This is a genomic window from Paenibacillus sp. J31R122, from assembly GCF_056269185.1.
In genome coordinates, this window is the sequence record NZ_JBWDNM010000012.1 from 77613 (window position 1) to 101874 (window position 24262).

23 protein-coding genes are annotated in these 24262 nt (G+C 43.8%); 18 read left to right on the forward strand and 5 right to left on the reverse strand.

Annotated elements, in window-relative coordinates; genetic code table 11:
• Positions 1-77: 77 nt before the first annotated feature.
• Positions 78-794, forward strand: a complete 717-nt coding sequence (locus AC0YN7_RS19655) for a nucleotidyltransferase domain-containing protein (RefSeq protein ID WP_475811729.1) — start codon at positions 78-80, stop codon at positions 792-794.
• Positions 795-1092: 298 nt separating this feature from the next.
• Positions 1093-2337, forward strand: a complete 1245-nt coding sequence (locus AC0YN7_RS19660) for a serpin family protein (protein ID WP_475811730.1) — start codon at positions 1093-1095, stop codon at positions 2335-2337.
• A 123-nt stretch (positions 2338-2460) separates the two neighbouring features.
• Here the strand turns inward: AC0YN7_RS19660 and AC0YN7_RS19665 are convergent, their stop codons facing one another.
• Positions 2461-3441, reverse strand: coding sequence for a phosphotransferase (locus AC0YN7_RS19665; RefSeq protein ID WP_475811731.1), 981 nt, complete (start codon positions 3439-3441; stop codon positions 2461-2463).
• Between the two features lie 123 nt (positions 3442-3564).
• Between AC0YN7_RS19665 and AC0YN7_RS19670 the strand changes: the two genes are divergently transcribed.
• The 16 genes from AC0YN7_RS19670 (at position 3565) to AC0YN7_RS19745 (ending at position 21949) form a co-directional block, all read left to right on the forward strand.
• Positions 3565-4236 (forward strand): HD domain-containing protein, encoded by a 672-nt coding sequence (locus tag AC0YN7_RS19670; RefSeq protein WP_475811732.1) that lies wholly within the window; start codon positions 3565-3567, stop codon positions 4234-4236.
• A 95-nt stretch (positions 4237-4331) separates the two neighbouring features.
• Complete coding sequence (locus AC0YN7_RS19675) at positions 4332-4802, forward strand: GNAT family N-acetyltransferase (protein ID WP_475811733.1); 471 nt, start codon at positions 4332-4334, stop codon at positions 4800-4802.
• Position 4803: 1 nt separating this feature from the next.
• On the forward strand, positions 4804-6123 hold the full coding sequence (locus tag AC0YN7_RS19680; protein WP_475811734.1) for a hypothetical protein: 1320 nt from the start codon (positions 4804-4806) through the stop codon (positions 6121-6123).
• 101 nt (positions 6124-6224) lie between these two features.
• Positions 6225-7241, forward strand: a complete 1017-nt coding sequence (locus AC0YN7_RS19685; RefSeq protein WP_475811735.1) for an NAD-dependent epimerase/dehydratase family protein — start codon at positions 6225-6227, stop codon at positions 7239-7241.
• Complete coding sequence (locus AC0YN7_RS19690) at positions 7241-8311, forward strand: dihydrodipicolinate synthase family protein (protein ID WP_475811736.1); 1071 nt, start codon at positions 7241-7243, stop codon at positions 8309-8311. The genes AC0YN7_RS19685 and AC0YN7_RS19690 overlap by 1 nt, the downstream gene beginning before the upstream one ends.
• Positions 8312-8328: 17 nt before the next feature.
• Positions 8329-9012 carry an L-serine ammonia-lyase, iron-sulfur-dependent subunit beta gene (gene sdaAB / locus AC0YN7_RS19695; protein ID WP_475811737.1) on the forward strand — a complete coding sequence of 228 codons (684 nt, stop codon included), beginning with the start codon at positions 8329-8331 and terminating at the stop codon, positions 9010-9012.
• The gene (gene sdaAA / locus AC0YN7_RS19700; RefSeq protein ID WP_475811738.1) at positions 9009-9899 is read left to right on the forward strand and encodes an L-serine ammonia-lyase, iron-sulfur-dependent, subunit alpha; all 891 of its coding nucleotides are present in this window, start codon (positions 9009-9011) and stop codon (positions 9897-9899) included. Before sdaAB ends, sdaAA begins: the two co-directional genes overlap by 4 nt.
• Positions 9896-11071 (forward strand): M20 metallopeptidase family protein, encoded by a 1176-nt coding sequence (locus tag AC0YN7_RS19705; RefSeq protein WP_475811739.1) that lies wholly within the window; start codon positions 9896-9898, stop codon positions 11069-11071. The genes sdaAA and AC0YN7_RS19705 overlap by 4 nt, the downstream gene beginning before the upstream one ends.
• A gap of 27 nt (positions 11072-11098) precedes the next feature.
• Entirely contained in the window at positions 11099-12007 is a 909-nt protein-coding gene (locus AC0YN7_RS19710) for a Gfo/Idh/MocA family protein (RefSeq protein ID WP_475811740.1), read from the forward strand.
• A gap of 750 nt (positions 12008-12757) precedes the next feature.
• Entirely contained in the window at positions 12758-14380 is a 1623-nt protein-coding gene (locus AC0YN7_RS19715; RefSeq protein WP_475811741.1) for an extracellular solute-binding protein, read from the forward strand.
• Between the two features lie 110 nt (positions 14381-14490).
• A complete protein-coding gene (locus AC0YN7_RS19720; RefSeq protein WP_475811858.1) occupies positions 14491-15447 on the forward strand; it encodes an ABC transporter permease in 957 nt (318 codons plus the stop codon).
• Complete coding sequence (locus AC0YN7_RS19725) at positions 15441-16304, forward strand: carbohydrate ABC transporter permease (RefSeq protein WP_475811742.1); 864 nt, start codon at positions 15441-15443, stop codon at positions 16302-16304. The genes AC0YN7_RS19720 and AC0YN7_RS19725 overlap by 7 nt, the downstream gene beginning before the upstream one ends.
• 64 nt (positions 16305-16368) lie before the next feature.
• Entirely contained in the window at positions 16369-18621 is a 2253-nt protein-coding gene (locus tag AC0YN7_RS19730) for a helix-turn-helix transcriptional regulator (RefSeq protein ID WP_475811743.1), read from the forward strand.
• Between the two features lie 18 nt (positions 18622-18639).
• Positions 18640-19635: a zinc-dependent alcohol dehydrogenase gene (locus AC0YN7_RS19735; RefSeq protein ID WP_475811744.1), complete on the forward strand. Its 996-nt coding sequence runs from the start codon at positions 18640-18642 to the stop codon at positions 19633-19635.
• Between the two features lie 43 nt (positions 19636-19678).
• Positions 19679-21253, forward strand: coding sequence for an FAD-dependent oxidoreductase (locus tag AC0YN7_RS19740; RefSeq protein ID WP_475811745.1), 1575 nt, complete (start codon positions 19679-19681; stop codon positions 21251-21253).
• 21 nt (positions 21254-21274) lie between these two features.
• The gene (locus tag AC0YN7_RS19745; protein WP_475811746.1) at positions 21275-21949 is read left to right on the forward strand and encodes an N-acetylmannosamine-6-phosphate 2-epimerase; all 675 of its coding nucleotides are present in this window, start codon (positions 21275-21277) and stop codon (positions 21947-21949) included.
• 27 nt (positions 21950-21976) lie between these two features.
• On the opposite strand, the gene AC0YN7_RS19750 is transcribed toward AC0YN7_RS19745, so the two are convergent.
• The 4 genes from AC0YN7_RS19750 to AC0YN7_RS19765 form a co-directional block, all read right to left on the reverse strand.
• On the reverse strand, positions 21977-22141 hold the full coding sequence (locus AC0YN7_RS19750; protein ID WP_475811747.1) for a hypothetical protein: 165 nt from the start codon (positions 22139-22141) through the stop codon (positions 21977-21979).
• A 259-nt stretch (positions 22142-22400) separates the two neighbouring features.
• Positions 22401-23045 carry a metal-dependent hydrolase gene (locus AC0YN7_RS19755; protein ID WP_475811748.1) on the reverse strand — a complete coding sequence of 215 codons (645 nt, stop codon included), beginning with the start codon at positions 23043-23045 and terminating at the stop codon, positions 22401-22403.
• Between the two features lie 49 nt (positions 23046-23094).
• Entirely contained in the window at positions 23095-23256 is a 162-nt protein-coding gene (locus AC0YN7_RS19760) for a hypothetical protein (RefSeq protein WP_475811749.1), read from the reverse strand.
• 20 nt (positions 23257-23276) lie between these two features.
• Positions 23277-24161: a helix-turn-helix domain-containing protein gene (locus AC0YN7_RS19765; protein ID WP_475811750.1), complete on the reverse strand. Its 885-nt coding sequence runs from the start codon at positions 24159-24161 to the stop codon at positions 23277-23279.
• Positions 24162-24262: the final 101 nt, after the last annotated feature.

Consider the following 24262-nt stretch of genomic DNA (forward strand, 5'->3'; position numbering starts at 1 on the left):
TTTAGGTTGAGTCGGATTGTGAGTGAACGTTTGTGTTCAAATAGATTTTAATAAAATTAAACAGGGGCGTGTGGTTCATGAATAAGAAAAATAGATTGCAGCCGTTAGATGCAGCAAGTCAGTTTGTTGAGCTATATTTTCCGAATTGCCAGGGAGCATTACTAGCTGGAAGTGTAGTAAGGGGAGAAGCGACTGACACATCTGACTTGGATATTGTCATTTTTATGGAGCATTTAAATAGCGCTTATAGAGAATCCTTTGTCGAGTTTGATTGGGCGATTGAGGTTTTTGTACATAATCTAACCTCATATAAGGATTATTTTAAAAGTGACTGTGAAAGAGCGAGGCCATCCCTGCCACGAATGGTTCTTGAAGGTATTGTCTTACAAGATACAGGAATTGTAGGAGCGATCAAGGATGAAGCTAAGGAGTTATTGGAGGGAGGGCCTGAGAAATGGTCGCTAGAAACGATAACGTTGAAGCGGTATTTTGTTACCGATGCGCTAGATGATTTTATAGGCTCTTCTAGCGAGGAGGAAGGTCTATTTATAACAAACTCCTTGGCAGTAGTTCTTCATGAATTTGTATTGCGAACAAACGGACATTGGATTGGTGATTCGAAGTGGATTGTACGCGCCTTAAAACAATACGATGAACAGTTTGCAATAGAATTTGTTGAAGCGTTCCGTCTATTTTATAAATCAGGTGACAAAATGAAAGTGATTGAACTAGTTAATAAAGTATTGGAGCCGCATGGTGGACGGTTGTTTGATGGTTTTTCTCTCGGTAAGTAGTAATCCATTTTGAAAGTAACCGTAAGCCCGAAAATTAAGCTTACAGTCAAAAGAATAGCCGGGAAAATGGCTGTAAGCACACAAATGATGCTTACAGCTCGATGTTTTACGTTTTACTTGGGAAAAGGCGTGCTGTAAGCACACAAATGATGCTTACAGCATTTTGTCTTTGCATTCCAGCTAAATAAAAGTCAGCTAAACCGATTTTGAGTCAAATTGAAGTGTGAGACAACCATTGCAACATAGCACCATCAATTTGCGTTATTATCCATATCAGGTAATGAGTGGAGGTTGTGTGATGCGGTTCAATAGAATATTTAAATCTTCAATAGCTGCCATAACTGCGGTTATCCTATTGGTTATGACAGGCTGTAATGAAGCAAAGGAAACTTCTAGCTACGAGGTGTCGGATATAAACGTTGCACAGGTGAGTGCTTATAATGATTTTGCTATGCGCATAACGAAGCAGCTGCTTAACGAAAACGATGATAAAAACATGTTTATATCCCCGCTGAGTATGACATTTGCTCTATCCCTCGTGGCAAATGGAGCAGCAGGCGCGACTAGAGATGAATTGCTAAGCCTCATAGGTACAGAGAGACAGACGCTTGCCGCGTTTAACGAGGGAAATAACGTTTTACGTGATTTACTTGAGCATGGAGATAAGGATGTAGAAGTCAATATCGCAAATGCGCTGTGGACTAGAGAAGGAACTCAGCTGCTAGATGATTATTCTAAACGGATGAAGTTATTTTACGAGGCTGAGGTGAGTGAGCTGGATTTTGAAGACCCAGGTGCTTCAAACCAGATTAACAGATGGGTGAAGAAGAAAACGGATGGTCTAATTGACCAAATGGTTGACCCAAGTATGTTGAAGTCTAGCGTAATGGTACTTATGAATGCTATTTATTTCAATGGAAACTGGAGTGTGGCATTCAAAAAATCAGCTACTTATGATGCACCGTTTTATCTTGCAGATGGATCTGAAATAAATGTGAAGATGATGAAACAAAACGAGTTATTATCATACAAGGAAAATGACAGTTACAAGGCAGTTCGTCTTCCATATGGAAATGGAAACTGGGGAATGATTGTCGTTCTTCCGAATGAAGGTATAGCTCTCTCAAAGGTGGAAGAAGAGCTTCTAACGGAGGAGAACTTTTGGAGAGATGGTTTTACAGAAGGTAAGTCTATAGTTGGTTTACCTCGGTTCACTATGAAGGATCAGAAGAGTTTAGTGGATGGATTGAAGGCACTTGGTGTTAAGCATTCCTTTAGTACGGAAACAGCAGATTTCTCAGCAATGGCTAAGAACAGTGAAGGCATCCACATAAGTGATATGATGCAGAAATCGTTCATTGAGGTCAATGAATCAGGGACAAAAGCAGCGGCTGTTAGTTCTCTTTTTCTGGCTGGCAGTGCAGCACCACCTAAGAGTCCGTTCGAACTTATAGCTGACCGTCCTTTCTTCTTCGCGATCGCGGATCGCTCGACAGGGGCTATGGCGTTTCTTGGAAGAGTTATGAATCCCGCGGAGTACTAGTTTTCACAAAGCGAAGAAGTACGATGCCATTGAACGATTATGTTTATTGTTAACAGGTTAGGCTCGAATACAACCTTGACCGGTAGGTAACATAAAGTCAAAAACTGCTACCTACCAGAAGGCTTAGATCGAATGTGCAGTAAGCCATGCCCTGAGAAACGCTAGTTTACCATCAAAATAGCCGTCATTTTGCCAAGCACCCCAGATGGCGCTATTTTGCGTATGTAAACCCATTAGCCAGAGCTGTCTCGTTGCTACAAATACAGGAATCATAGCGAGGTCGGATCCGCTTAAGGGACGTTCTGCGACATAGGCATCTAGAAATGCGTCCCAGCATTCATTTTTGAAGCTGCCTTGTTCCGTCTTGCCGTGAACCTGATCCCATTGAAATACAGACAAATCATAAGAGCGCCAACCCATACCGCAGCAGTCAAAGTCAAAATGCGTGAGGCTGTCGTCGTCCTCATGAAAAACGTTCCATCCATGCAAATCACCGTGACAAACGCCCCAATCATGTGCTTCCATCGTCAAAGCATCGATACGATTTTGCAACAGACGGGCTGTTTCCTGAACAAATTGCCAATCCTCCGGACGATGCTGCAAAAACGGGAGCATATGTTGAAGTGGATCCTCTAGCAAAAGAGAGGTATTTAGCTCAAACCTATCATGTATGGGAACATAAGTGTCTAACGCATGATGTAAAAGTGCAATGGAATGACCGTATATTCGACTTGTAGGGACGTCGAGCTTAGCTTTTCCATTCGCAAAAGTGAACATGACAGCGTAACGTTTACCTTCTGGAGCAGCAAGCTCTGTCAACCGTTCGCCGTCTTTTCGAGGGATAGGGTACGAAACTGGAATGCCAGCATCATTTAAGTGTAATAATAGATCAAGCTCAAACCGAACATCCTCTTCTGTTCGCCATTTATATTTATAAATACGTAAAATAAAGCGGCCTTTTTCCGTTTCGACAGAGTAGGTATCATTCAAGCCATTTTCTATAAATCGGCTGTTCATTGGTATGCCAATATCGTACAGACTTGCCATTGAATGAAATAGATTTTCCTTATGAAAAATAGTATGTGCAGCTGGTATTTGTATCAAGATTTACTCACCCTTTCAGCCTTGCTTGAATATGTACCTTTATTTTATAGGAGTACAGAATAGAAGAGGTAAGAAACATTGGTTATAATTGTTTATTATTTCATGTAGAATGGATGTATTAATTTGCGGGGACTTGCGACAAACGAGAATGATCAGGAAAAGCTGATTGAGAACGCAGAACGATTTGCACGATCAGAGCTTGAAAATGATAAAACAGGGCATGACTGGTGGCATATACATCGTGTTGTAAAAATGGCGGAGAAGTTGGCTTATGACGAAGGAGCCGATTATTTTATTTGTGTTGTAGCTGCTTTGTTGCATGATATCGCGGACGAGAAGCTGAATGATTCGAAAGAAGCTGGACTGAACAAAGTGAGTGATTGGTTTAAGTCTCAATCTTTTCAAGAAGAGGATCAACAGCATATTATGGAGATCATCTCTTCGATGTCTTATAATGCAGGTACCAACCCTCGAATGCGCACATTGGAAGGGGAAGTCGTACAAGATGCAGACCGATTGGATGCTATAGGCGCCATCTCAATTGCTAGAGCATTTTTATATGCAGGTTGGAAAGGTCAGCCTATCTATGATCCGCAAATAAAGCCGCGTAATTCAATGACGCCCGAGGAGTATCGGCACGGAAAAAGCACGGCCATTAATCATTTTTATGAAAAGTTATTGAAGTTAAAAGATGATATTAATACACCATCGGCTAAACGCATCGCAGAAGTGCGGCATCAATACATGAAGGAGTATGTCGAACGATTTATGCAAGAGTGGGAAGGGGAATTATAAGGTTTCATACAGGCAAGTGCTTCTTTGATAAAGAGTTGCTGGCAGCCGAATGAGATCGTATAATAAAACGATCAACAGGTAAAGGGGTTATGAAAATGCCAGATATGTTAGTTAAACTATTTGATTTACCAGAATTTGAATCAGTAAGACAATATGAAGCTCGTACGGGTGTTACGATTAGACGCGCTATCGCTCCTGAGAAGCATGTTGTGGCCAAATGGGTGGGTGAGCATTTTAGTCCAGGTTGGGTAAGTGAATGCGAGGTTGCTTTCGCGAAATCTCCTATTACTTGTATTATCGCGACAGAGAACAATAAGATGTTAGGGTTCGCTTGTTATGATGCTACGACCAAAGGCTTCTTCGGACCTACAGGTGTAGATGCGGATCAACGGGGCAAGGGTATTGGCAAAATGTTATTTTTGTATACTTTGTATTTAATGCGCTTAGATGGTTATGGTTACGCTGTTATCGGTGGAGCTGGCCCGACTGAATTTTATGCGAAAACGGCTAACGCAACTATTATTGAAGGCTCGATACCAGGTGTCTACAAGGGAATGTTGAAATAGGATGCAAATCAAAATCGGTATAGTCGGGACGCAGTACGTCGTTGATAAACTGTTAAAGGTTATTAAGGCCTTCCCGACTTTCACACCAATAGTACGAATTGTGAATGATGAAGAAGAAGCACCCTCGGTAGTTGAAGCACTAATGCTGGAAGTAGAGGCGCTTCTTCTTTTTGGCGCGCATTCGCATCGCCAGGTCAAAGAAAACGTACATATAACCGTGCCTGTGCATTACGTTCCCCTGACTGGAGCGGGCTTATACAAAACGTTATTTCACGCTTTGCAAACAGGTAATTTGAGCGGTGGGATTTCTGTAGATACGCTTACGAAATCAATGGTTATGAACGCCCTTAAGGATCTAGGAATCGAGCAGACCAACGTGGTCGTTTATGCTGGTCCTGCACATGCCTCTCCTGATAAGCTGTTTGCCTTTCATCAAAATCTTATCCATACGAAAGCTTGCTCATTCGCTATTACCGGCTTGAAGTCGGTTGCCGAGCGCCTTTCTGATGTTCATGCTGCTAATGAATGGCTTATCCCCTCCGATCAGGATATGGTTGTAACACTGGAGCGCGCGCTGCTATCAACGGAATCCCGACGCATTAAAGAATCTCAAATTGTAGTGGGCATGATTAAGGTTGATGATTTCGGAAAGCTGGTAATGAAACGAAATAACGAGCATGAGGTGCAAAAGCTAAAGCTTGATATTCATCGAATGGTTCTCGGCTACGTAGAATCTCTTGATGGTTATTTGACCTCACTTGGCGGAGACGAGTATTTGTTTTTTACGACAAGGGGTATCTTTGAACGGGAAACGGGCGGCTACAAAACGATTCCGCTTGCAAAGGACGCGAGTCTTTCATTTGGAATTTCCTTAAGTTTTGGTGTCGGTTTCGGAACGTCAGCAAATGAAGCGGGAACTAATGCGAGAACAGCGCTGCGCAAATCGAAGGAAGCTGGAGGTAATACATGCTTCATCGTCCGTGAGGACCAAACGTTGATCGGTCCGCTCGAGATGGCAGATCCCATGCAAACCGTATTGTCACCAACGCATGCGGGGCTTATCAAGAGAGCTGAGGACGCAGGCATGACAAGTGCTTATTTAAGCAAGCTGCTTTCTTATACAGCGAAATATGGCAAATACGAATATAAGGTGCATGAGCTAGCTGCCTTACTTGAAGTTACGGTGAGAAGCGCTCATCGATTGCTGCTGCTCTGGATCGATAATGGGCTAGTAGACATCGCGGGCATGGAGAAGGTTCCTAAGGGAAGGCCGCGGCAAATCTACCGGTTTTCTTTCTTGAAGGATAAAACGACGATGTAGTTATTGGTTTGTTCATTTAAAGACGATTAAAAGATTTGTCTTTATATAACCTCTATCAGTATTATGGAGTTAGATCCATACCAAGAGAGGGGAAACTCACAATGAAATCCATGGAACAATTAGAAGCGAAACTAGCGGAGCCATCTGAGGCGCTTATCAAGGATTTAGCACGTGTAGACGGCGATATTATTATTCTTGGAGTAGGCGGAAAGATGGGCCCAAGCTTAGCGCGGTTGGCAAAAAACGCAATCCGTGAGGGCGGTTTAAATAAACGCGTTATCGGCGTATCGCGATTTTCAAACGAAGAGGCGCGTCGCGAGCTGGAGGATGCAGGAATCGAGACGATTTCCTGTGACCTATTGAATGATGATGAACTCAAGCAGTTGCCTCATGCAGATAATATTATATACATGGCTGGCAATAAATTTGGGACTACTGGCAGAGAGCATTTTACATGGGGAATGAATACGTATTTGCCAGGCAGAGTTGCTGAGAAATACAAAGATTCCCGTATTGTCGTGTTCTCATCAGGAAATATTTATCCGTTCATGTCAATTGGCAGCGGTGGCGCGAATGAGTCGGTATCGCCTGAGCCACTTGGTGAATACGCGCAATCAACGTTAGGGCGCGAGCGTATTTTTGAATATCATTCTCACAAAAATGGTACACCGATGTTATTCTATCGCCTGAATTACGCGATTGATATGCGTTATGGCGTGCTGCTGGAAATTGCGAAATCCGTAAATGAGCAACGTGCCATTAATTTGTCGATGGGTCACGCTAACGTGATTTGGCAGGGCGATGCCAACTCGATGGCACTTCGCTGCTTGACTGAATGTACGAATCCGCCAAGCATAATGAATATTACAGGACCGGAAACGATGTCGATTCGTTGGGCTGCTGAAGAGTTTGCGAAGCGTTTGGGTAAGGAAGCAATTTTGGAAGGCTCGGAATCGGAGATTGCGCTTCTGAATAACGCCTCAAAATCGCATCAACACTTCGGCTATCCATCTGTATCATTGCTTCAAATGATTGACTGGCTAGCAGATTGGGTTCAAGCAGGTGGAGCAACTTGGAATAAACCGACTCATTTCCAAGAAAGAAAGGGGAAATACTAATGGCTGCTGCAACACTTTCTCCTGAATTGCTTAAAGCGCTGCATGAAGGACTTGTGATCCCGGCTCATCCGCTCGCGCTGGATGAGAATCGTAAGCTGGATGAACGGCACCAACGCGCTTTAACTCGTTACTATGCCGCATCTGGAGCGGGGGGCATCGCGATCGGTGTCCATTCTACGCAATTTGAAATTCGCGATGAGCCGTACAATCTCTATGAGCCTGTGCTGCGAATGGCGGCAGAGGAAATCGCCAAAGCGAATTTGCAGCGTCCATTTATTAAGGTGGCAGGAATTTGCGGACCGAATGAACAGGCGGTCAATGAAAGTAAAATCGCTCAATCGCTAGGTTACGATGCGGCCTTGCTAAGTATGGGCGGTCTTAAAGGCTGGAGCGAGCAAGAAATTTTGGAGAGAACGAAGCTGGTTGCAGCTATTATGCCGGTTATCGGCTTTTACTTGCAGCCGTCTGTAGGCGGCCAAATATTCAGCTTTGACTTCTGGTGCCAATTTGCAGAAATTCCGAATGTAGTCGCTATCAAAATGGCACCATTTAATCGCTACCAGACGATTGATGTTGTGCGTGCCGTATGTAATTCGAGCAGACGTGATGAAATCGCGTTATATACGGGCAATGATGATAATATCGTAAATGATCTATTGACGACTTACCGCTTTGAAGTAGCTGGTGAGACGGTAGAGAAGGCGATTGTTGGAGGATTGCTGGGTCACTGGGCCGTTTGGACAGAAAAAGCCGTTCAACTGCTGGAGGAAATTAAGGCTGTTCGAAATGACGGTCAAATATCGATGGAATGGTTAACTAGGAATGTACAAGTGACGGATTCAAATGCTGCATTTTTTGATCCAGCGCATCATTTTGAAGGCTGTATTCCTGGTATTCATGAGGTGCTGCGTCGACAAGGGCTGCTGCAAGGCATTTGGTGCTTGAATCCAAATGAAACACTGTCTCCGGGACAATCGGAGGAGATTGATCGTGTATATAGTGAATATCCACATCTGCATGATGATGACTTCGTCGCTGCACATCTCAAGAAGTGGTTGGAAGATAAATAATAGAGAGGGGCTCAAACATGCGATTTAAGGATGTGTTTTCTATAATCGGTCCGAGCATGGTGGGTCCTTCTAGCTCTCACACTGCCGGCGCCGTTCGACTGGGTAGAACGGCCAGACATGTGCTTGGCGGCTTGCCGGAGCATGCCGAAATCATTTTCTATGGATCTTTTGCAACAACATATCGTGGTCACGGCACCGATCTTGCTATTATTGCAGGATTGCTTAATTATGATACGGATGATATGCGAATTAAGGATGCTTTCGCTAGAAGCGAGGCTGTCGGATTAGAAGTACAATTTCGTACAGCCCAGAAGGCTGGCGCGCACCCTAATACAGCAACCTTAATTCTTATGCGAGGAGAGCAGAAGGTTTCCGTGACTGGCTGTTCCATAGGCGGAGGCAATATTGAAATTGTAAGCATAGATGATTTCGATGTTAAATTTACGGCGGCATACCCCACTTTATTAATTTTTCACGCTGACAGGTCAGGCATCATAGCTGAAATGACGGATATTCTCAAGCATGCCGACGCCAACATTGGCTACATGGAGGTTGATCGAAAGTCACGAAGCGGTGATGCTCTTACTGTTATTGAAAGCGATGAGGGATTAGCTTCGGAATTTATCGATCAAATCGCCGCATTGCCCAATGTGTATAGAGTTTGCGTTATCAATCTTGCTGCTGAAGAGGGGATATCATGAGGTTCTCTAGCTTGGAGCAATTAATACAGCTGTGTGTAGATGAATCGGTCACGATCGCCCAGTTGATGATTACGGAGCAGGCAGCAGAAACGGGAAAGACCGTGGATCAAGTATTTGAGCAAATGTCCGCTTATTACGAAGTGATGAAGGAAGCGGTTCGCAAAGGGATAGAGGACGACTCTAAATCACGGAGCGGATTAACGGGCGGCGACGCCAAGCGAGTTCATTCCTACATGCAAAACGGCGCAGCCTCATTAGGGACTGAGGCATGTACCGCGATGGCCTATGCTTTAGCCGTCTCTGAGGTTAATGCTTCTATGGGGCGCATTATTGCTACTCCTACGGCTGGCTCCTGCGGCATCATTCCGGGTGTTTTCGTTAGCTCACAAGAGAGATTTGACTGGAAAGATGAGCATATGGTTAATGGTCTTTTCTGTGCTGGTGCAATCGGATATGTCATTGCAAATAACTCATTCGTGTCTGGTGCCGAAGGAGGGTGTCAGGCTGAGGTTGGCTCAGCGATTGGTATGGCGGCAGGAGCGTTGGTTGAGCTGCGCGGCGGTACGCCGGAGCAGGCTGTGCATGCGGTAGGGCTGGCGCTGAAAAATTCGCTGGGCCTAATCTGTGATCCAGTTGGTGGACTGGTAGAAATTCCTTGCATCGTAAGAAACGGATTTGGTGCAGTGACGGCAATGGCAGCTTCAGATATGGCATTAGCTGGTGTTAGAAGTGTCATTCCATCGGATGAAGTAATCGGCGTTATGCTTGAGGTGGGGAGCGCAATGCCGGAGAAGCATAGGGAGACTGCTAAAGGCGGTCTTGCTCAGACTCCTACCGGCAAAAAAATTATGAAAGAGCTGTATGGAAAAAAAGGGGGAAAAGCATGATCTTGTCAACGTTAGTTCAATCGGGTAAACAGCTTGAATCGGAGTTGGTTGCCTTTCGCAGAGATTTACACCGTTTCCCAGAGCTAAGCTTTCAAGAATCGGAAACGGCAGCTAAAGTTGTTAAGCAGCTTCAACAGCTCGGACTGGAGCTTAGAACAGAAGTAGGCGGGTTCGGTATTGTTGCTGAATTGAAGGGCGAACAGCCAGGACCAGTCATTGCACTGCGAGCTGATATGGATGCTCTCCCAATTCAAGAGGAGTCGGATTTAGCATTTGCCTCAGTCCGCCCTGGTATTATGCATGCATGCGGTCATGATGCACATACAGCAATTTTATTAGGCGCTGCGAAGCTGCTTATTAATCAGCAATTAAAAGGGACCGTAAGGTTCCTTTTTCAGTCTGCAGAAGAAATTAACGCAGGAGCTAAGGCGATGATAGAGCAAGGAGCTTTGGAAGGTGTTGATGAGATTTATGGCTTGCACAATCTTCCGACATTGCCAGCAGGAATGGCTGCCACTCGTTATGGATCTTTAATGGGCTCGGTGGACCGCATAGAAATTCATCTGGAAGGCAAAGGCGGACATGGAGCCATTCCGAATCAAAGTATTGATCCGGTCGTATGCGCTTCTGCAATCGTAATGGCACTGCAGAACATTGTCAGCAGAGAGGTATCTCCATTTGATCCAGTAGTCGTTACTATTGGTAGCATAAAAGCGGGAGAGGCTAACAATGTCATTCCCCACTACGCGGATATGACGGGGACAATTCGCACATTTGACGCGAAGGTTCAGAAACAGATGCCCGAGAGATTAGAGCGAATCGTTAAGCAAATTGCCGAGGGCTACCGCTGCAAGGCAGAGCTCAAATATATAGTGCAAACTCCGGTATTGGTTAATCATGACGAATGTGTGGGGTATGTAGAACGAGCAATTGATGATACGATTGGAGCAGAACGAAGAGTAGTAGCTGAGCCGACACTGGCGGGCGAGGACTTTTCTGTTTATTTGAATCATACGCCGGGTTGCTTTTTTTGGCTGGGTTCAGGTCCTGCAGTCAATGCTAGTCAAGCATACGGGCTTCATCATCCAAAATATGAATTGAATGAAGAATGTATTCCGCTTGGCGCTTCCTTGCTTGCGGCAATTGCCTTGCAGAGATTATCTGGAAGCTAATCTGCGTTTGGAAAGGGGCTAACATAAGTGCAACATTTGAACATTGGCATAATTGGTACCGATACCTCCCATTCAGTTGCTTTTACGAGACTGCTAAACGATCCAAATGATGTTGATCATGTACCGGGCGGGCGTGTAGTAGCCGCATTTCCTGGCGGTTCCTTTGATTTCCCGCTGAGCGCTGATCGAGTGGAAGGCTTTATGGCAAGGCTGGAGGAGGAGTTCGGCGTACAAAGAATGGACTCCCCTGAAGAGGTTGCCGCCAGCTGTGATGCTATATTACTAACATCTGCAGATGGCCGTGTGCATCTCGATCAATTTAGGAGAATCGCTCCTTACGGCAAACCAGTATTTATCGATAAGCCATTAGCACTTCGTTCGGAGGACGCTCTTGAAATTTTTCGTATAGCGAAGCAGCATAAACTTCCTATTATGAGCAGCTCCGCTTTGCGATATGCCGAGCAAATTACCGAAGACCTGCAGAGCGCCAATGCTTCAGTCATTAATTGCGCAGCGATAAAAGGTCCATTGGCCGTGGAGCCGACACAATCCTATTATTATTGGTATGGGATTCATTCGGTAGAGCTGCTATACGCGATTATGGGCGTTGGGTGCTTGCAAGTAAACGTAACTACCGAAGAGGATCATGATTTGATTTCTGCGGAGTGGAAGGATGGGCGCTCAGGCACTATCAAGCTGAGTCGTTTGGCGGATAGTCCTTTCTGTGCAGAGATTCATAGAGAAAAGCGAGAGCAAACCTCTGTCATTGAAATTCAGTCTAGCGCAAAGCCTTTTTATGCAAGCTTGCTTGAACAGATTATGGTCTTATTTCATACGAGTAAGTCTCCGTTAGATTGGAGAGAGACGTTAGAAATCATTTGCTTTATTGAGGCAGCCGAAGAAAGCAAGAGATTAGGCATGGCTGTTCAATTGTAAGAGCAACTTACCGTATAGTAATTGAAACAGAGTTCTTATATATAGGGACTCTGTTTTTTTTGATCGGAGTTACTTTATATTCTGGCACCAATTCGCTTCCATTCCTATGTGTGCCTCAGATTGTACAATAATAGGAATGAGTTGGCTGAGTAGTGAAGTAAACTCACTAATTACTGAAGAAAACTTCACTATATTTATTAGAGTTCGTCATTTTCTCCAATTAGTGAGTCTTTTCTCACTCACCATGAAGAAGAGTTCATGGCGAGTGAGAAAAACCTCATTAAATGAAAGAACAGCTGGCGTTGTCATTTTATTTACTGAGGGAGTATTCATTGTTAGTGAGGATTGCCTCTGTTCATTTCCATGATGATTCTATTTCAAAGCATGGCATGAATGGAGCATGATTTCCAAAGTGCTTGGATGGCAACAGTCATTTACGCTTGTAACGATGAATGATAGCAAGCAAATTGATAAAATCCACTTATTTTAATTAATGAGACAAAGCACAAATGTGGGTTTAATCAAAACAAGGAAAAATCTATATAGCATTTTCCACCTATTTAGCAAATTCCACACCCGAAAATCGTTGATAATACAAGGTTTTCAGGCAAATCTTGAAAAAAAGCCATCGAAATTATATAGTAGATGAAAACGCTTTATTTACGAAACGGGAGGTCCAACCTACAATTTGAATTGTCCGAACGAAAGCCTCGGTCGCAAATAAACATCCATTTATGAGGGGGAAGTCAAATGTCAAGAAAGCTACTTAGTTTGTTGCTTGTTCTGATGTTAGCGGTTTCATTATTAGCTGCATGCGGATCGAACGATGGGAACGAAAAAGGTACGAACAGCACAAACAAACCTAGTGAAGCAACAAATGCTCCAACAGACACAGAAGTGAAAGAGAACGCTAACCAATATGGTGACACAGGCGGATTAACACTTCCATTGGTAGATAAGCCAACAACGATTACTATGATGGTTGTTAGTGAAAACCCAGTTAACGACAAGCTGGTTGCTAAGGAAATCGAGAAGCGTACAGGCATTAAAGTAGAATTTCAAAATTACTCAACGGCTACTTACCAAGATAAGCTTCGTTTGGTTGTCGCGTCCGGTAAGCTTCCAGACATCTTCCACGGTCTCAAGCCGGCTGAGTTGAAGAAAATCGGTAAAGAAAAAGCAGTTGTTGCAATCAACGAGTATGTTGATATACTTCCAAACTTCAAAAAACTATATGTGGATGAAAATCCATGGGTAGCTAACTCATATGGTGATGAGAACAATAATCTCTTCGCTTGGCCGATCTATAACATGAATAGAGATGTTAACCACGGAATGATGTACAGAAAAGATATTTTCGAGAAAAACAATATTCCAGAGTGGACGAACACAGAGGAATTCTATGCGGCGCTGAAAAAATTAAAAGAGATTTACCCAAATTCCTATCCGCTTGCTTCCAAAACAAAAGAAGTCATTTTTAGAGACCTGTCCTACGGTTGGGGTCTTGGCGGTGCAAGCTACCCAGCTTACTACTCCGAGTCTGAGAAAACATGGAAGTTTGCAGGTGTACAACCAGAGTTCAAAGAAATGCTTGATTTCTTGAAAAAGTTGTACAACGAAGGCTTACTTGATCCAGAGTTTCTGACAGATACAGCTGATTCATGGACAGCTAAGATGACTACAGACAAATCGTTCGTAACTTGGGATTGGATTGGCCGCCTAGATTTATTCCACAACCAAGTAAGCTCACAAAATCCAGAGTACAATCTGCGTTACGGTTACCCGATTGGACCTACAGGCAACGTCCGTACATTGCCAAAAATTGACGCAAGCTGGGGTATTGCCGTTTCTAACAATGAGAATAAAGAAGCTGCATTAAAATTGCTTGACTACCTAACAAGCCCATCTGGCGCTGAACTTATCACTCTTGGTGTTGAAGGTGTGAACTACAATCTTGACGCTAATGGCAAGCCTGTATATCCAGAGCTTACTGATGTGCCTCTTGTGGATATTAAAGTGTTGGAAGATCGTTATGGTATGTGGGTTGCAGGGATGTATCTTAACCCTGACAGACGATCTGTATACTACAACTACACAGAGAAAGAGCAAGAAGCTCAAGATAAAATAGTATCGGCTAATAAGTTCGAAGTGCTTGATCCGGTATTGAACCTATCAGATGATGAAGTTGCAATCATTGCAGAATTACAAACAGCGATTGAGAAATCAATGAATGAATTCAATGCAAAATATATCCTCAACAAAAAATATGGTGATAAAGAGTGGGAAGAATGGCTGCAATCAGCTGAGAAACTAGGCGCAAACAAATTTGCTGACGTGTATAACGAAGCTCAAAAACGCTTTGACGCTAAATAATAAAGATTAAAGAGGATGGTTTATGGCACGAGGGACTTTAAATATCCCGAGTGCCATTCATCATCATTTAGGAGGGAAGAGTCGTGCCAAATACTAACACCGAGAAGATAATGGCATCGAATAATACAAATGGAACAATTTTGTCACGAATTGCCGCGACTTTAATACGGACACTAAAACATATGAAACGGGATAGGCAGCTATTACTCCTTTTTCTTCCCTGTCTTGTCTTCTATATTATTTTCCGATACGGTCCGTTGTACGGTTTAATTATTGCATTTAAGGATTATAGCGTATTCCAAGGAATTATGGGCAGTGATTGGGTCGGTCTCAAGCATTTCATTAAGTTTTTCTCTAGCGATGATTTCGTTTTGTTGTTCAAAAACACGCTGCTTCTTGGTTTTTATTCTTTAATATTCGGATTTCCGTTTCCAATCATATTGGCCATTATGCTTAATGAAATCAGAGTGAAATGGTTTAAGAAATCAATTCAGACATTGACCTATTTGCCGGCATTTTTGTCTGTTGTAATTATAAGCAGTATGGTCATCGATTTTCTATCACCAAGCGGAGGCATGATTAACAAGCTGATCGAATTTCTTGGGTTTGAGAAAATTTACTTTTTAATTATGCCGGAATGGTTCCGTACCATCTACGTTGTGTCGGATATTTGGGCAACAGTCGGTTACGAGGCGATCATCTATCTGGCTGCAATCGCTGGTATTAGTCCGACACTATATGAAGCAGCAAGAGTTGATGGAAGTACTAGACTGAAGAGTATTTGGCATATAACGATTCCAAGCATGATGCCGACGATTCTTATCCTGTTTATATTGAAGACTGGATCAATGATTCGTATCGGATACGAAAAAGTATTGCTTCTGTACACTCCAACTACTTATGAAGTGGCTGACGTTTTTTCCACTTATGTATATAGAAAAGGGCTGCTCGAAACCAACTATAGCTATGCTGCGGCTGTCGGTATGTTTGAAGCGCTAATCGCTATGGTGATGCTGTTGTCGGCAAACTACATTAGCAGAAAGGCTGGAGGTAGAGGGCTATGGTAGGAGAATCAAAGTTAAACCTATTTGGGCTGCTCAACGCGCTCATATTGGGCTGTGTTGCAATTGCCACAGTCTATCCTATTGTTTATATATTCGCCATATCGTTAAGTGATACAGCATATGTCGTACAAGGTAAAATATCATTGTTTCCAAAGGGCATCAACCTGGATGCTTATGTGGAGGTTTTGAAGGATAAAAGGATACCGAGAGCCTATTTGAATACGATCTACTATACAGCATTTGGGACATTCATCAATTTGTTAGTTACAGCAATAGCAGCTTACCCATTATCCAAGCCAGATTTCATTTGGCGGAAATATTTTATGTTTGGTATCGTGCTGACCATGTTCCTGAATCCTGGCATCATCCCGAACTATCTAATCGTGCAGCAGCTTGGTCTTACGGATTCAGTATGGGCGTTGGTTATTCCCAATGCGATTTGGACGATGGAACTCATTATTTTAAAAAGTTTCTATGAAAGTATGTCTTCGCAAATACGAGAAGCGGCACTTATTGACGGCGCGTCAGAATTTCGAATTTTGTTCAACATCGTTATCCCGCTTTCTAAACCGGCTCTTGCATCTATCGGTCTGTTTTATTTCATGGGGCATTGGAACAGCTTCTTTATCCCGATGATTTATTTGACTGACTCGAGTTTGTATCCGCTACAAGTCGTATTACGAGATATGCTTATCTTCAATGACGGCAGTAATGCAGGCCTTGTTGATGCAGCAGCCTTAGCGCCTCAGGCGAAGAAAAATGCAACGATCGTCTTAGCGATGATACCTGTTTTATTAATCTATCCATTTGTTCAAAAATATTTTGCAAAGGGTGTAATGCTAGGTTCGGAGAAGGGCTAATATGAGTTCTTTCATGTATAATTAATTGGATACACACTATGAACAGAGGGGGGCTGGCTGCAACTTGAAGCGTTACATCACGAATTTGGGCCTCATACAAATTTTTTGTGCGTTGCTCCTAGTCATCGGTATTATGTCTGTATCCAATTATTTTGTATATAAAAACTCAATCTCAGGTATCTATGAAAAAGTAGCCCAGAACAACACGCTTGCCGTAAAATCAATGATTCAGTCGTTCGATAACAGCTTTAGATCCATTAATAACATCATTTACTCCATACACGGATTGCCCTACAACAGTCTGATATCTGAGGAAGATGGGCTCATTGATATGAGCAAGGTCTACACGATGCAGGAAGGTATTTCAGCGCTTGTTACTTCGGTCGATTTTATTGAGGAAGTAATTGTTTTCTATGACGATCTGGATCTTGCGATTACTTCATCGGGGACGAGCAGCCTGAACCATTTATTACAAAGAAAATATAAGCATGATGTTTATAACGAGGGCTATTGGAGGTCGTATTCGAAAGGGAAAAACTCATTCCAAGTATTTCCTGGACAATATTTCAAGGTGTCATCGGATTCGTCGCAGCAAACCGTTAAGAAGCTCATGGTCGCTGTTGGCGGAAATAAGGTCCGCATATCGAATAAAAATATTATTGTTTTAATCGACGAGAGAGCCTTATTAAAGTATGTGAACCAGAAGCTGATGCTGCCTGGCGCTTCATTAATTGTGCTCGATCAAGATCGGCGTGTCATTCTAAGTACAGATACCAAGACAGATCTGTCTGGCGTATTGGATGAGGTTTATTTCAATTCGTCTCAAGAGGCGTCCTTAACGCGAGAAAATTTTAAGTATAACATTTATAAGTCGGAATTTAATGGTTTCGTTTATATCGATAAAGCACCTTTTCAATTTCAAAATATTGATTCCGTGACGAAAGTAAATAAGATGATTATGGTTTCCGCTATTATTAGTGCGATCCTTCTATCTGTATTGCTCAGTGTTTACTTAAACAGACCGGTCAAAAAAATTATTCGTCAGCTTGGCGGCGGCAATAGCCGAGGGAATGATTTTCGTAAAATTTTCAGTGGTATTGTGAAGATGCAGATGGAAATCGAGTCTTCTAAAAAGCAGCTGGAATATGTCGAATCAGAAGCTCGCAGAAGCGTATTTCTGCAGGCAATGGATGAGTATGAGCACTCTGATGAGCATGACTTACAGATGCAAAGCTACTGTGCGGATATATTGCGAAGCAAGCATTTTGTGTTGATGATGATTCATTTGAATAAAAAGGATAACGAGCAGCATGCAGCTTTGTCGGTAGAGCAGATTACTGCAATTATCCATGCCGCTTTGCTGAAAGATAATAAAAATGTAAACGTGTTCTATGATAAAAATTTGCAGTTTATTTCACTTGTCGGCATTCAACAACCAACTGAACGTGAAGTATTGCTAAAACGGTTGCGACTGTTATTCACAAGCTTGGAACAAGGTGAGCTGCTCGGTTATTCACTATGGGCAAGTGTCAGTAAGGTGTACGCTGCAGAGTTCGTGAACTGTAAGCTGGCTTACCGCAATGTTGTGAATGGCATGCTGTATAGAACGGTCAATGATACATCCAGCGTGCTGGATGTCGAGAAAATTCATTACGAATGGAGTATATATTTCCCTTTTGAGAAAATCGAAAAGCTGTCCAATTACGTAAAAAATGGGAAGCTGAAGGAAGGGAAAGATATCATTTCGGAAACGTTAATGGAAAATGCTGATCGAAATATACATCATCATCAGATGGCGCATATCGCGAAAACGATGTTCTTTTACATGCTTAGACATGCAAGAAGCTCAGCTAACGATGACAATACGTTATATCAGCTCGAACAACAGTTTTTACGGAAGCTTGATAAAGCGTGTGAATACGCGGACGTCGAGAATGCACTTGTAGAAGTAGCGAAGCATATTGCCAAGCATAGCAAGCAGGAGCAAATAAACAAGCTGAATCCGGGATTCATTTCACAGTATATCGAGCTGCACTACATGGAAAATTTATATTTGGATCATATAGCAGAGGTAGTAGAAACATCGCCGAAATATTTTTCAAGCTATTTCAAAAAGACATTTGGCGTTAATTATGTTGAATATCTCAACAAAGTGAGATTATCACACGCAAGGGAACTGTTGAAGGATTCTCACTTATCAATCGGTGAAATAGGTGAAAAAACGGGCTATTTGAATTCATCAACGTTCACTACGACGTTCAAAAAATACTATGGTATCTCTCCAAGTGAATTTAAAAAACAAAACATGAATGAATAGAGTGGAGGGGCAATTAGGATGAAAACGATCACTACACAAAGCGGGAAAATTATCATCACTGAAAATGATAAACCGGAGCTCATATATGGCCATGTAATGATTAGAACCGAATATTCGGCTATTAGTCCGGGTACGGAAATGATCTTTGTTAAAAGAGCGTCTGATCAGACTCTCAGACTAGGCTATAGCGCGGTTGGTATTGTGGAGCAAGTGGGGGAAGGCGTTAGCGGTATTCAAGCGGGGCAGCGCGTTGCCTGCTATGGCGCGCCGTATGTACATCATGCGGAATGGTTGGCGGTACCGGCTAATTTGGTTGCTGTTGTGCCAGATTATGTCGATCCCGAGGAAGCTGCCTTTGCCGGTCTTGGCGCGATAGCTGTTCATGCTCTTCGCGTCGCTGATTTACGTTTCGGAGAATCAGCAGTTGTTGTAGGCCTCGGTATTTTGGGGAATGTAATTACACAGATTGCTCATGCTGCAGCTTATAGAACGGTAGGCTTTGATCTGAAAAGTGAGCGAGTTGCTATGCTGCAAGAGAGTGGTTTCACACATATATATCATAATCAAGAGGAAATGGAAGAGCGTTTGGCGGAAGCTGTCGGTAGGTATGGAGCAGATGCCGTGCTGCATTGTGCAAGCGGGCCGGGTGAGCAATTGATTAATAGTTCGCTTAATTGGATACGTGATCGCGGGAAAATTGTTATTGTCGGTGATTTAACGACTGAATTTTCTAGAAACCTGATGTTCGGCAAGGAAGCGCAGGTGCTTATTTCGCGTGCGGGCGGCCCTGGTCGTTATGACGCACAATATGAGAGAGAGAATCGTGATTACCCGATTGGGCATGTACGCTGGACGGAAGGCAGAAATATTGGGGAATACATTCGTCTATTAGCGGAACAACGCATCTCTATCAAGAAGCTGATTACTAATGTATATACAATTGATAACGCTGCTGAAGCTTATGACAATTATAGGACACCTACAGAAACGATAGCGACACTTATCAAATACTAGAATGGAGATACAATCGAAAATCGAGTAGTAGGAGGCTTGTGCTGTGATTGGACATATGCACGCGGATATTATCATTATCGGAGGCAGCACTGGAGGGGTTTCCGCTGCTTTAGCTGCTGCGAAAGCGGGAAAACGAGTTATTCTTACAGAGGAGACAGATTGGATCGGCGGTCAATTGACCAGTCAAGCTGTTCCGCCTGATGAGCATGAGTGGATTGAGCAGTTCGGTTGTACTGCCAGCTATCGCGAGTTCCGTAACCGGGTCAGGGAATATTACAAGCAGCATTTCCTTGTTCTTCCGTCTGCTCGCGGTAAAGTTCAATTTAATCCAGGAAATGCGATCGTCAGCAGCATTTCCCATGAGCCTAGGGCGGCATTGGCGGTGCTGCGAGATATGCTGGCTCCGTATATTCATAATGGCCGCTTGACGGTGTTGGATTCATATAAGCTTGAAAGCGCAGAGGCACATGGAGATCACGTTATTTCTGCGACAGTACGACATGTGAACAGTGGCGATTCTATCGTATTAACAGGAGTTTATTTTCTGGATGCTACTGATGAGGGCGATTTGTTGCCTATGGCGAAGGTAGAATACGTAACAGGCGCAGAATCGATTGCTCAGACTGGCGAGCCGCACGCGCTCCCAGGCACTCCCGATCCTACTGATATACAGGCGATTACTTGGTGCTTCGCGGTCGATCATATTGAGGGCGAAGACTTCACTATTAACAAGCCTGCACAATATGATTTCTGGAATAGCTATCGCGCGGATTTCTGGCCGGATAAGCAGCTTAGCTGGACGGGGCTTGTTCCTCATACGCTTGAACCAGCGCATTATAGCTTTTTTCCAGATGGAAAGTCGTTCTCACTATGGAATTATAGAAGATTGATTGACCATACACAATTTGCTGCAGGAGCTTTCGATAGTGATATTACGGTTGTAAATTGGCCGCAGAACGATTATTGGCTAGGACCCATCATTGATGTATCGGCAGAGGAAAGAGCTAGACATTTGAACAGCGCGCGCGAGCTGAGCTTATCGCTGCTGTACTGGATGCAGACCGAGGCGCCGCGTCCAGATGGCAAGCTCGGGTACCCCGGCTTGCGGCTTCGTTCCGATGTGACGGGGACAGTAGATGGTTTGGCCAAAATGCCTTATATCCGTGAATCCCGCAGAATCAAAGCAGACTTTACTATTTTGGAGCAGCATCTTAGTCCTGAATGTCGTGAGGATGGAAAGGCGCTGCGATATGAAGACTCTGTCGGAATTGGCTGCTATCGGATTGATTTGCATCCAAGCACCGCCTTGCGAACTTATGTTGACGTATCGTCGTTGCCATTCCATATTCCGCTAGGCAGTCTAATACCGATTAGAATGGACAATATGCTGGCAGCTTGCAAAAATATCGGAACCACTCACATTACGAATGGCTGCTACCGGCTTCATCCCGTTGAATGGAATATCGGCGAATCGGCTGGGTATTTGGCCGCATACTGTATCGAGAACAGTATAACGCCGCGTGATGTGCGCAGCAGCAGTGATCATTTAGCTGCGTTTCAGCGGCAGCTAATAGCGTCAGGCATCGAGCTTGATTGGCCGTATACGCATTCCGTTTAATCGAAGAAAGGACGGAAAATTATGACTCTTAATACGCTCAAGCATGGATTGGTCGTATCCTGTCAGGCATTATCGCATGAGCCGCTTCACGGTCCGCAGCATATGGTTGCAATGGCAAGGGCAGCCAAGGAAGGCGGAGCAGTAGGCATTCGGTCTAATAGTCCGGTAGATGTTCGCGCAATTTGCAATGAAATAGATTTGCCGATCATTGGTCTATGGAAGAAGGACTATGATGGCTTTGACATTTATATAACACCTACAGTGGAAGATGCGGTTGCTGTGCACGAGGCAGGAGCAGCTATCGTTGCGTTGGACGCTACGAGCCGCTCGCGTCCTGACGGAAAAACATTGGAGGAAACGATTACGGAGCTAAAAAAGCGTGGTATTACGGTTATGGCGGATATCTCCACCTATGAAGAGGGAATTGAAGCCGCTAGGTTCGGAGCGGATTATATCTCTACGACGTTGTCTGGCTATACTCCGTACAGCGTAACTAAGCTGCCAAATTTTGAACTCGTATATCGGTTATCTGAGACCTTAAGCCTCCCTATAATAGCCGAAGGCGGCATTAGCACACCAGAGGAAGCGCGACAGGCGTTGAACTATGGCGCGTATTTTGTTGTAGTAGGCTCAGCTATTACAAGGCCTCAATTGATTACAGCGCAATTCGTAAATGGATTGACTGCACAGAAGTAAACAGCAAAGCAGCAGTTAGGAGCGAGCTCATACTATGTTATGAGTTGCTCGCTGATATTCGCTCCAAAGCGTATGAACTTCATCTGCCAAGCGGCCAACCAGCTTTAGCTCGATAATCGAGCTTACAGCCCGAAAATTAACCAAAAAAGGATCTATAAGCAACCAAACCATGCTTACAGATCCTTTTTGCATGAATTGCCAAGCACCCTGTCACTCTTAAGCTCGGAAATCAAGCTTACAGCCCAAAAACTAACCCCAAAATGAGCTGTAAGCGCCCTTTAGAGGCTTAAGCACCCGTCGTCGGGTCGCCAAACATACTCCCGTCAGCCCCTGCGGTTGTTTAATTTTGTCCATAAAGAAGGCGCCATAATCCGAACCCATATGAGGGGGGCGAATGATGGCGCCTTTTTGCAATAAATACAGTTATGACGAGTTAAACTTAAAATCTCCGCTATAACCGAATTTTAAATGATTTTTTCATGAGAGGATACAGCCATTTCACTCCGCTTGGCGTGAGCGTATCGGCAATGAGATGAGAGGTGTATCCGAGCATCGAGACAATTGCGATTCCCTCGATTTGAAGCTGCTTTTCAAGGTCCCAACCGATCGCGCCCCAAATTGGAATGGCCCAAATCGTATGTGTCATGCCGCGGTGCTTCAGCCAAGGAACGAATGCGACAAATAATCCGAAGCCTATAAGCCAATTCATCTGATGCAAGTAGCCCGCGTACATGAGAGCGACGCCGACAGCACTGACGAGCGCGTTGCGAATAACACCTTGCTTAGCGATTAGGCCTAATAAAAAGACTGCTCCAGCAGCGCCTATGTATAAGGGAGAAGGGGATTTCTCAGTAAAATAATAATAGCCGATCAACGCTGCCAGTATAACGCCTGACCAAAGCGTGAATTCACGAATCAGCTTGGAAAGCTTGCCTAGCTTGCTGCTGAGCATACTATTGCCGTCAAGATCGGCAGTTAACGCTGAGAACCCTGCAATGGCAACATAAATCGCCGCATCCTCTATATCATTCGTGTAATAAACGGCAGCGAATGCCCCTATTGTCATTCCAATTGCTAAATGAGTTTTTCCTGTCATAATTCCTCCTGTGTCTGACCATCAGCCTATCGTATGAAACGGCAGCTGCTTATAGCTGTTCTTTATTAATCTGTTCGTTTCGTACCATTTGCTCAAGCTTCTCCACCAAACGGTCATGTGATGGATCTTTCTGGCCGAAACGAAATAACCGTTTCCGGTTCTGCTTCTTGAGCAGTTGAAGCAAGTAGAGCTTTTCTTTCAATGTCAGCATGGGTTATCATGGCCTCCATTCTATTTGGGGATAGGCGCTGTCACCGCCTCCTTGCGGTAGAAGCTGGGCGTCATACCTGTACATCTCTTGAATACGGAGTTAAAAGAGTGAATATCCTTGTAGCCGACCATTTCAGCAATGGTACTGATTTTGGACTGCGAGCTCCGCAGCAGCTCCTGGCTTTTGTGAATACGCATATTTTGCAGGTAACGATTGAAGCTCTGACCGGTATGCTGATGAAATAAACGTTGAAGATGACGCTCACTCCACCGGCTGACCTGTGCAAGCAGTGTAAGTGTAAGCTCCTGATTATAATGATTGTCCATATAATGCAATAGATCGATAAAGGCAGCCTGCTTAGTCGCAGACAATGGATTTGCTTGATCCGCGAAGCGTTGAAGAGCGATCAATAGCTGCAGGAGCAAGGCGTACAAATAATCGGTAGAGCCAGCTTGCCGAAGATTAAATTCGAGATGCATCGCTCGAAGGAGCTTATCGAACTGATCATTCGAATCCTGACAAGAGAAATAAGTGAGCCTGCCGCTCTCCATCTCATTCATAAACTGTATGAAGCTGAAATCAGAAGCGAACGTTGTCATTTTATGCAGCAGCAGCGGAGAAAAGACGCAATTATATACATGCAAAGGGTGCTCGGCTTTGTTTGTAGAAGTTGGTCGAAATACATGCGAAAGGCCGATCGGAATAAAGAACAGCTGGCCTTTTTGTACCTTGCGAACATCGTCTCCGATATGATGGAAGCCTGAGCCTTCAGCAATATAGGCGAGCTCAAAGAAATCATGATTGTGAAAAGGGCTCGAAAAGTTCTCTGTGGCGCGATTGACATATAGCAGCAAATCCTTTTGGAAAAAGTACTCTCCGCGCAACGTTCTAATTGGACGATTCATCCCACACGCTCCTGACGGGATTTGTATTCCTGTACAAATGTCTGTATTACCAAATGATGATGTCCGCTTTACCTACAGGATTATTTATACACTTTCTTATA

What these genes read in the sequence shown, in the direction of transcription:
- sdaAA (WP_475811738.1), top strand. Translation starts at nt 9,009, where the DNA reads ATGAGGTTCTCTAGCTTGGAGCAATTAATACAGCTGTGTGTAGATGAA.
- AC0YN7_RS19705 (WP_475811739.1), top strand. Translation starts at nt 9,896, where the DNA reads ATGATCTTGTCAACGTTAGTTCAATCGGGTAAACAGCTTGAATCGGAG.
- AC0YN7_RS19685 (WP_475811735.1), top strand. Translation starts at nt 6,225, where the DNA reads ATGAAATCCATGGAACAATTAGAAGCGAAACTAGCGGAGCCATCTGAG.
- AC0YN7_RS19735 (WP_475811744.1), top strand. Translation starts at nt 18,640, where the DNA reads ATGAAAACGATCACTACACAAAGCGGGAAAATTATCATCACTGAAAAT.
- AC0YN7_RS19745 (WP_475811746.1), top strand. Translation starts at nt 21,275, where the DNA reads ATGACTCTTAATACGCTCAAGCATGGATTGGTCGTATCCTGTCAGGCA.
- AC0YN7_RS19660 (WP_475811730.1), top strand. Translation starts at nt 1,093, where the DNA reads ATGCGGTTCAATAGAATATTTAAATCTTCAATAGCTGCCATAACTGCG.
- AC0YN7_RS19760 (WP_475811749.1), bottom strand. Translation starts at nt 23,256, where the DNA reads ATGCTGACATTGAAAGAAAAGCTCTACTTGCTTCAACTGCTCAAGAAG.
- AC0YN7_RS19750 (WP_475811747.1), bottom strand. Translation starts at nt 22,141, where the DNA reads ATGCAAAAAGGATCTGTAAGCATGGTTTGGTTGCTTATAGATCCTTTT.
- AC0YN7_RS19655 (WP_475811729.1), top strand. Translation starts at nt 78, where the DNA reads ATGAATAAGAAAAATAGATTGCAGCCGTTAGATGCAGCAAGTCAGTTT.
- AC0YN7_RS19680 (WP_475811734.1), top strand. Translation starts at nt 4,804, where the DNA reads ATGCAAATCAAAATCGGTATAGTCGGGACGCAGTACGTCGTTGATAAA.
- AC0YN7_RS19690 (WP_475811736.1), top strand. Translation starts at nt 7,241, where the DNA reads ATGGCTGCTGCAACACTTTCTCCTGAATTGCTTAAAGCGCTGCATGAA.
- sdaAB (WP_475811737.1), top strand. Translation starts at nt 8,329, where the DNA reads ATGCGATTTAAGGATGTGTTTTCTATAATCGGTCCGAGCATGGTGGGT.
- AC0YN7_RS19765 (WP_475811750.1), bottom strand. Translation starts at nt 24,161, where the DNA reads ATGAATCGTCCAATTAGAACGTTGCGCGGAGAGTACTTTTTCCAAAAG.
- AC0YN7_RS19725 (WP_475811742.1), top strand. Translation starts at nt 15,441, where the DNA reads ATGGTAGGAGAATCAAAGTTAAACCTATTTGGGCTGCTCAACGCGCTC.
- AC0YN7_RS19675 (WP_475811733.1), top strand. Translation starts at nt 4,332, where the DNA reads ATGCCAGATATGTTAGTTAAACTATTTGATTTACCAGAATTTGAATCA.
- AC0YN7_RS19755 (WP_475811748.1), bottom strand. Translation starts at nt 23,045, where the DNA reads ATGACAGGAAAAACTCATTTAGCAATTGGAATGACAATAGGGGCATTC.
- AC0YN7_RS19715 (WP_475811741.1), top strand. Translation starts at nt 12,758, where the DNA reads ATGTCAAGAAAGCTACTTAGTTTGTTGCTTGTTCTGATGTTAGCGGTT.
- AC0YN7_RS19720 (WP_475811858.1), top strand. Translation starts at nt 14,491, where the DNA reads ATGGCATCGAATAATACAAATGGAACAATTTTGTCACGAATTGCCGCG.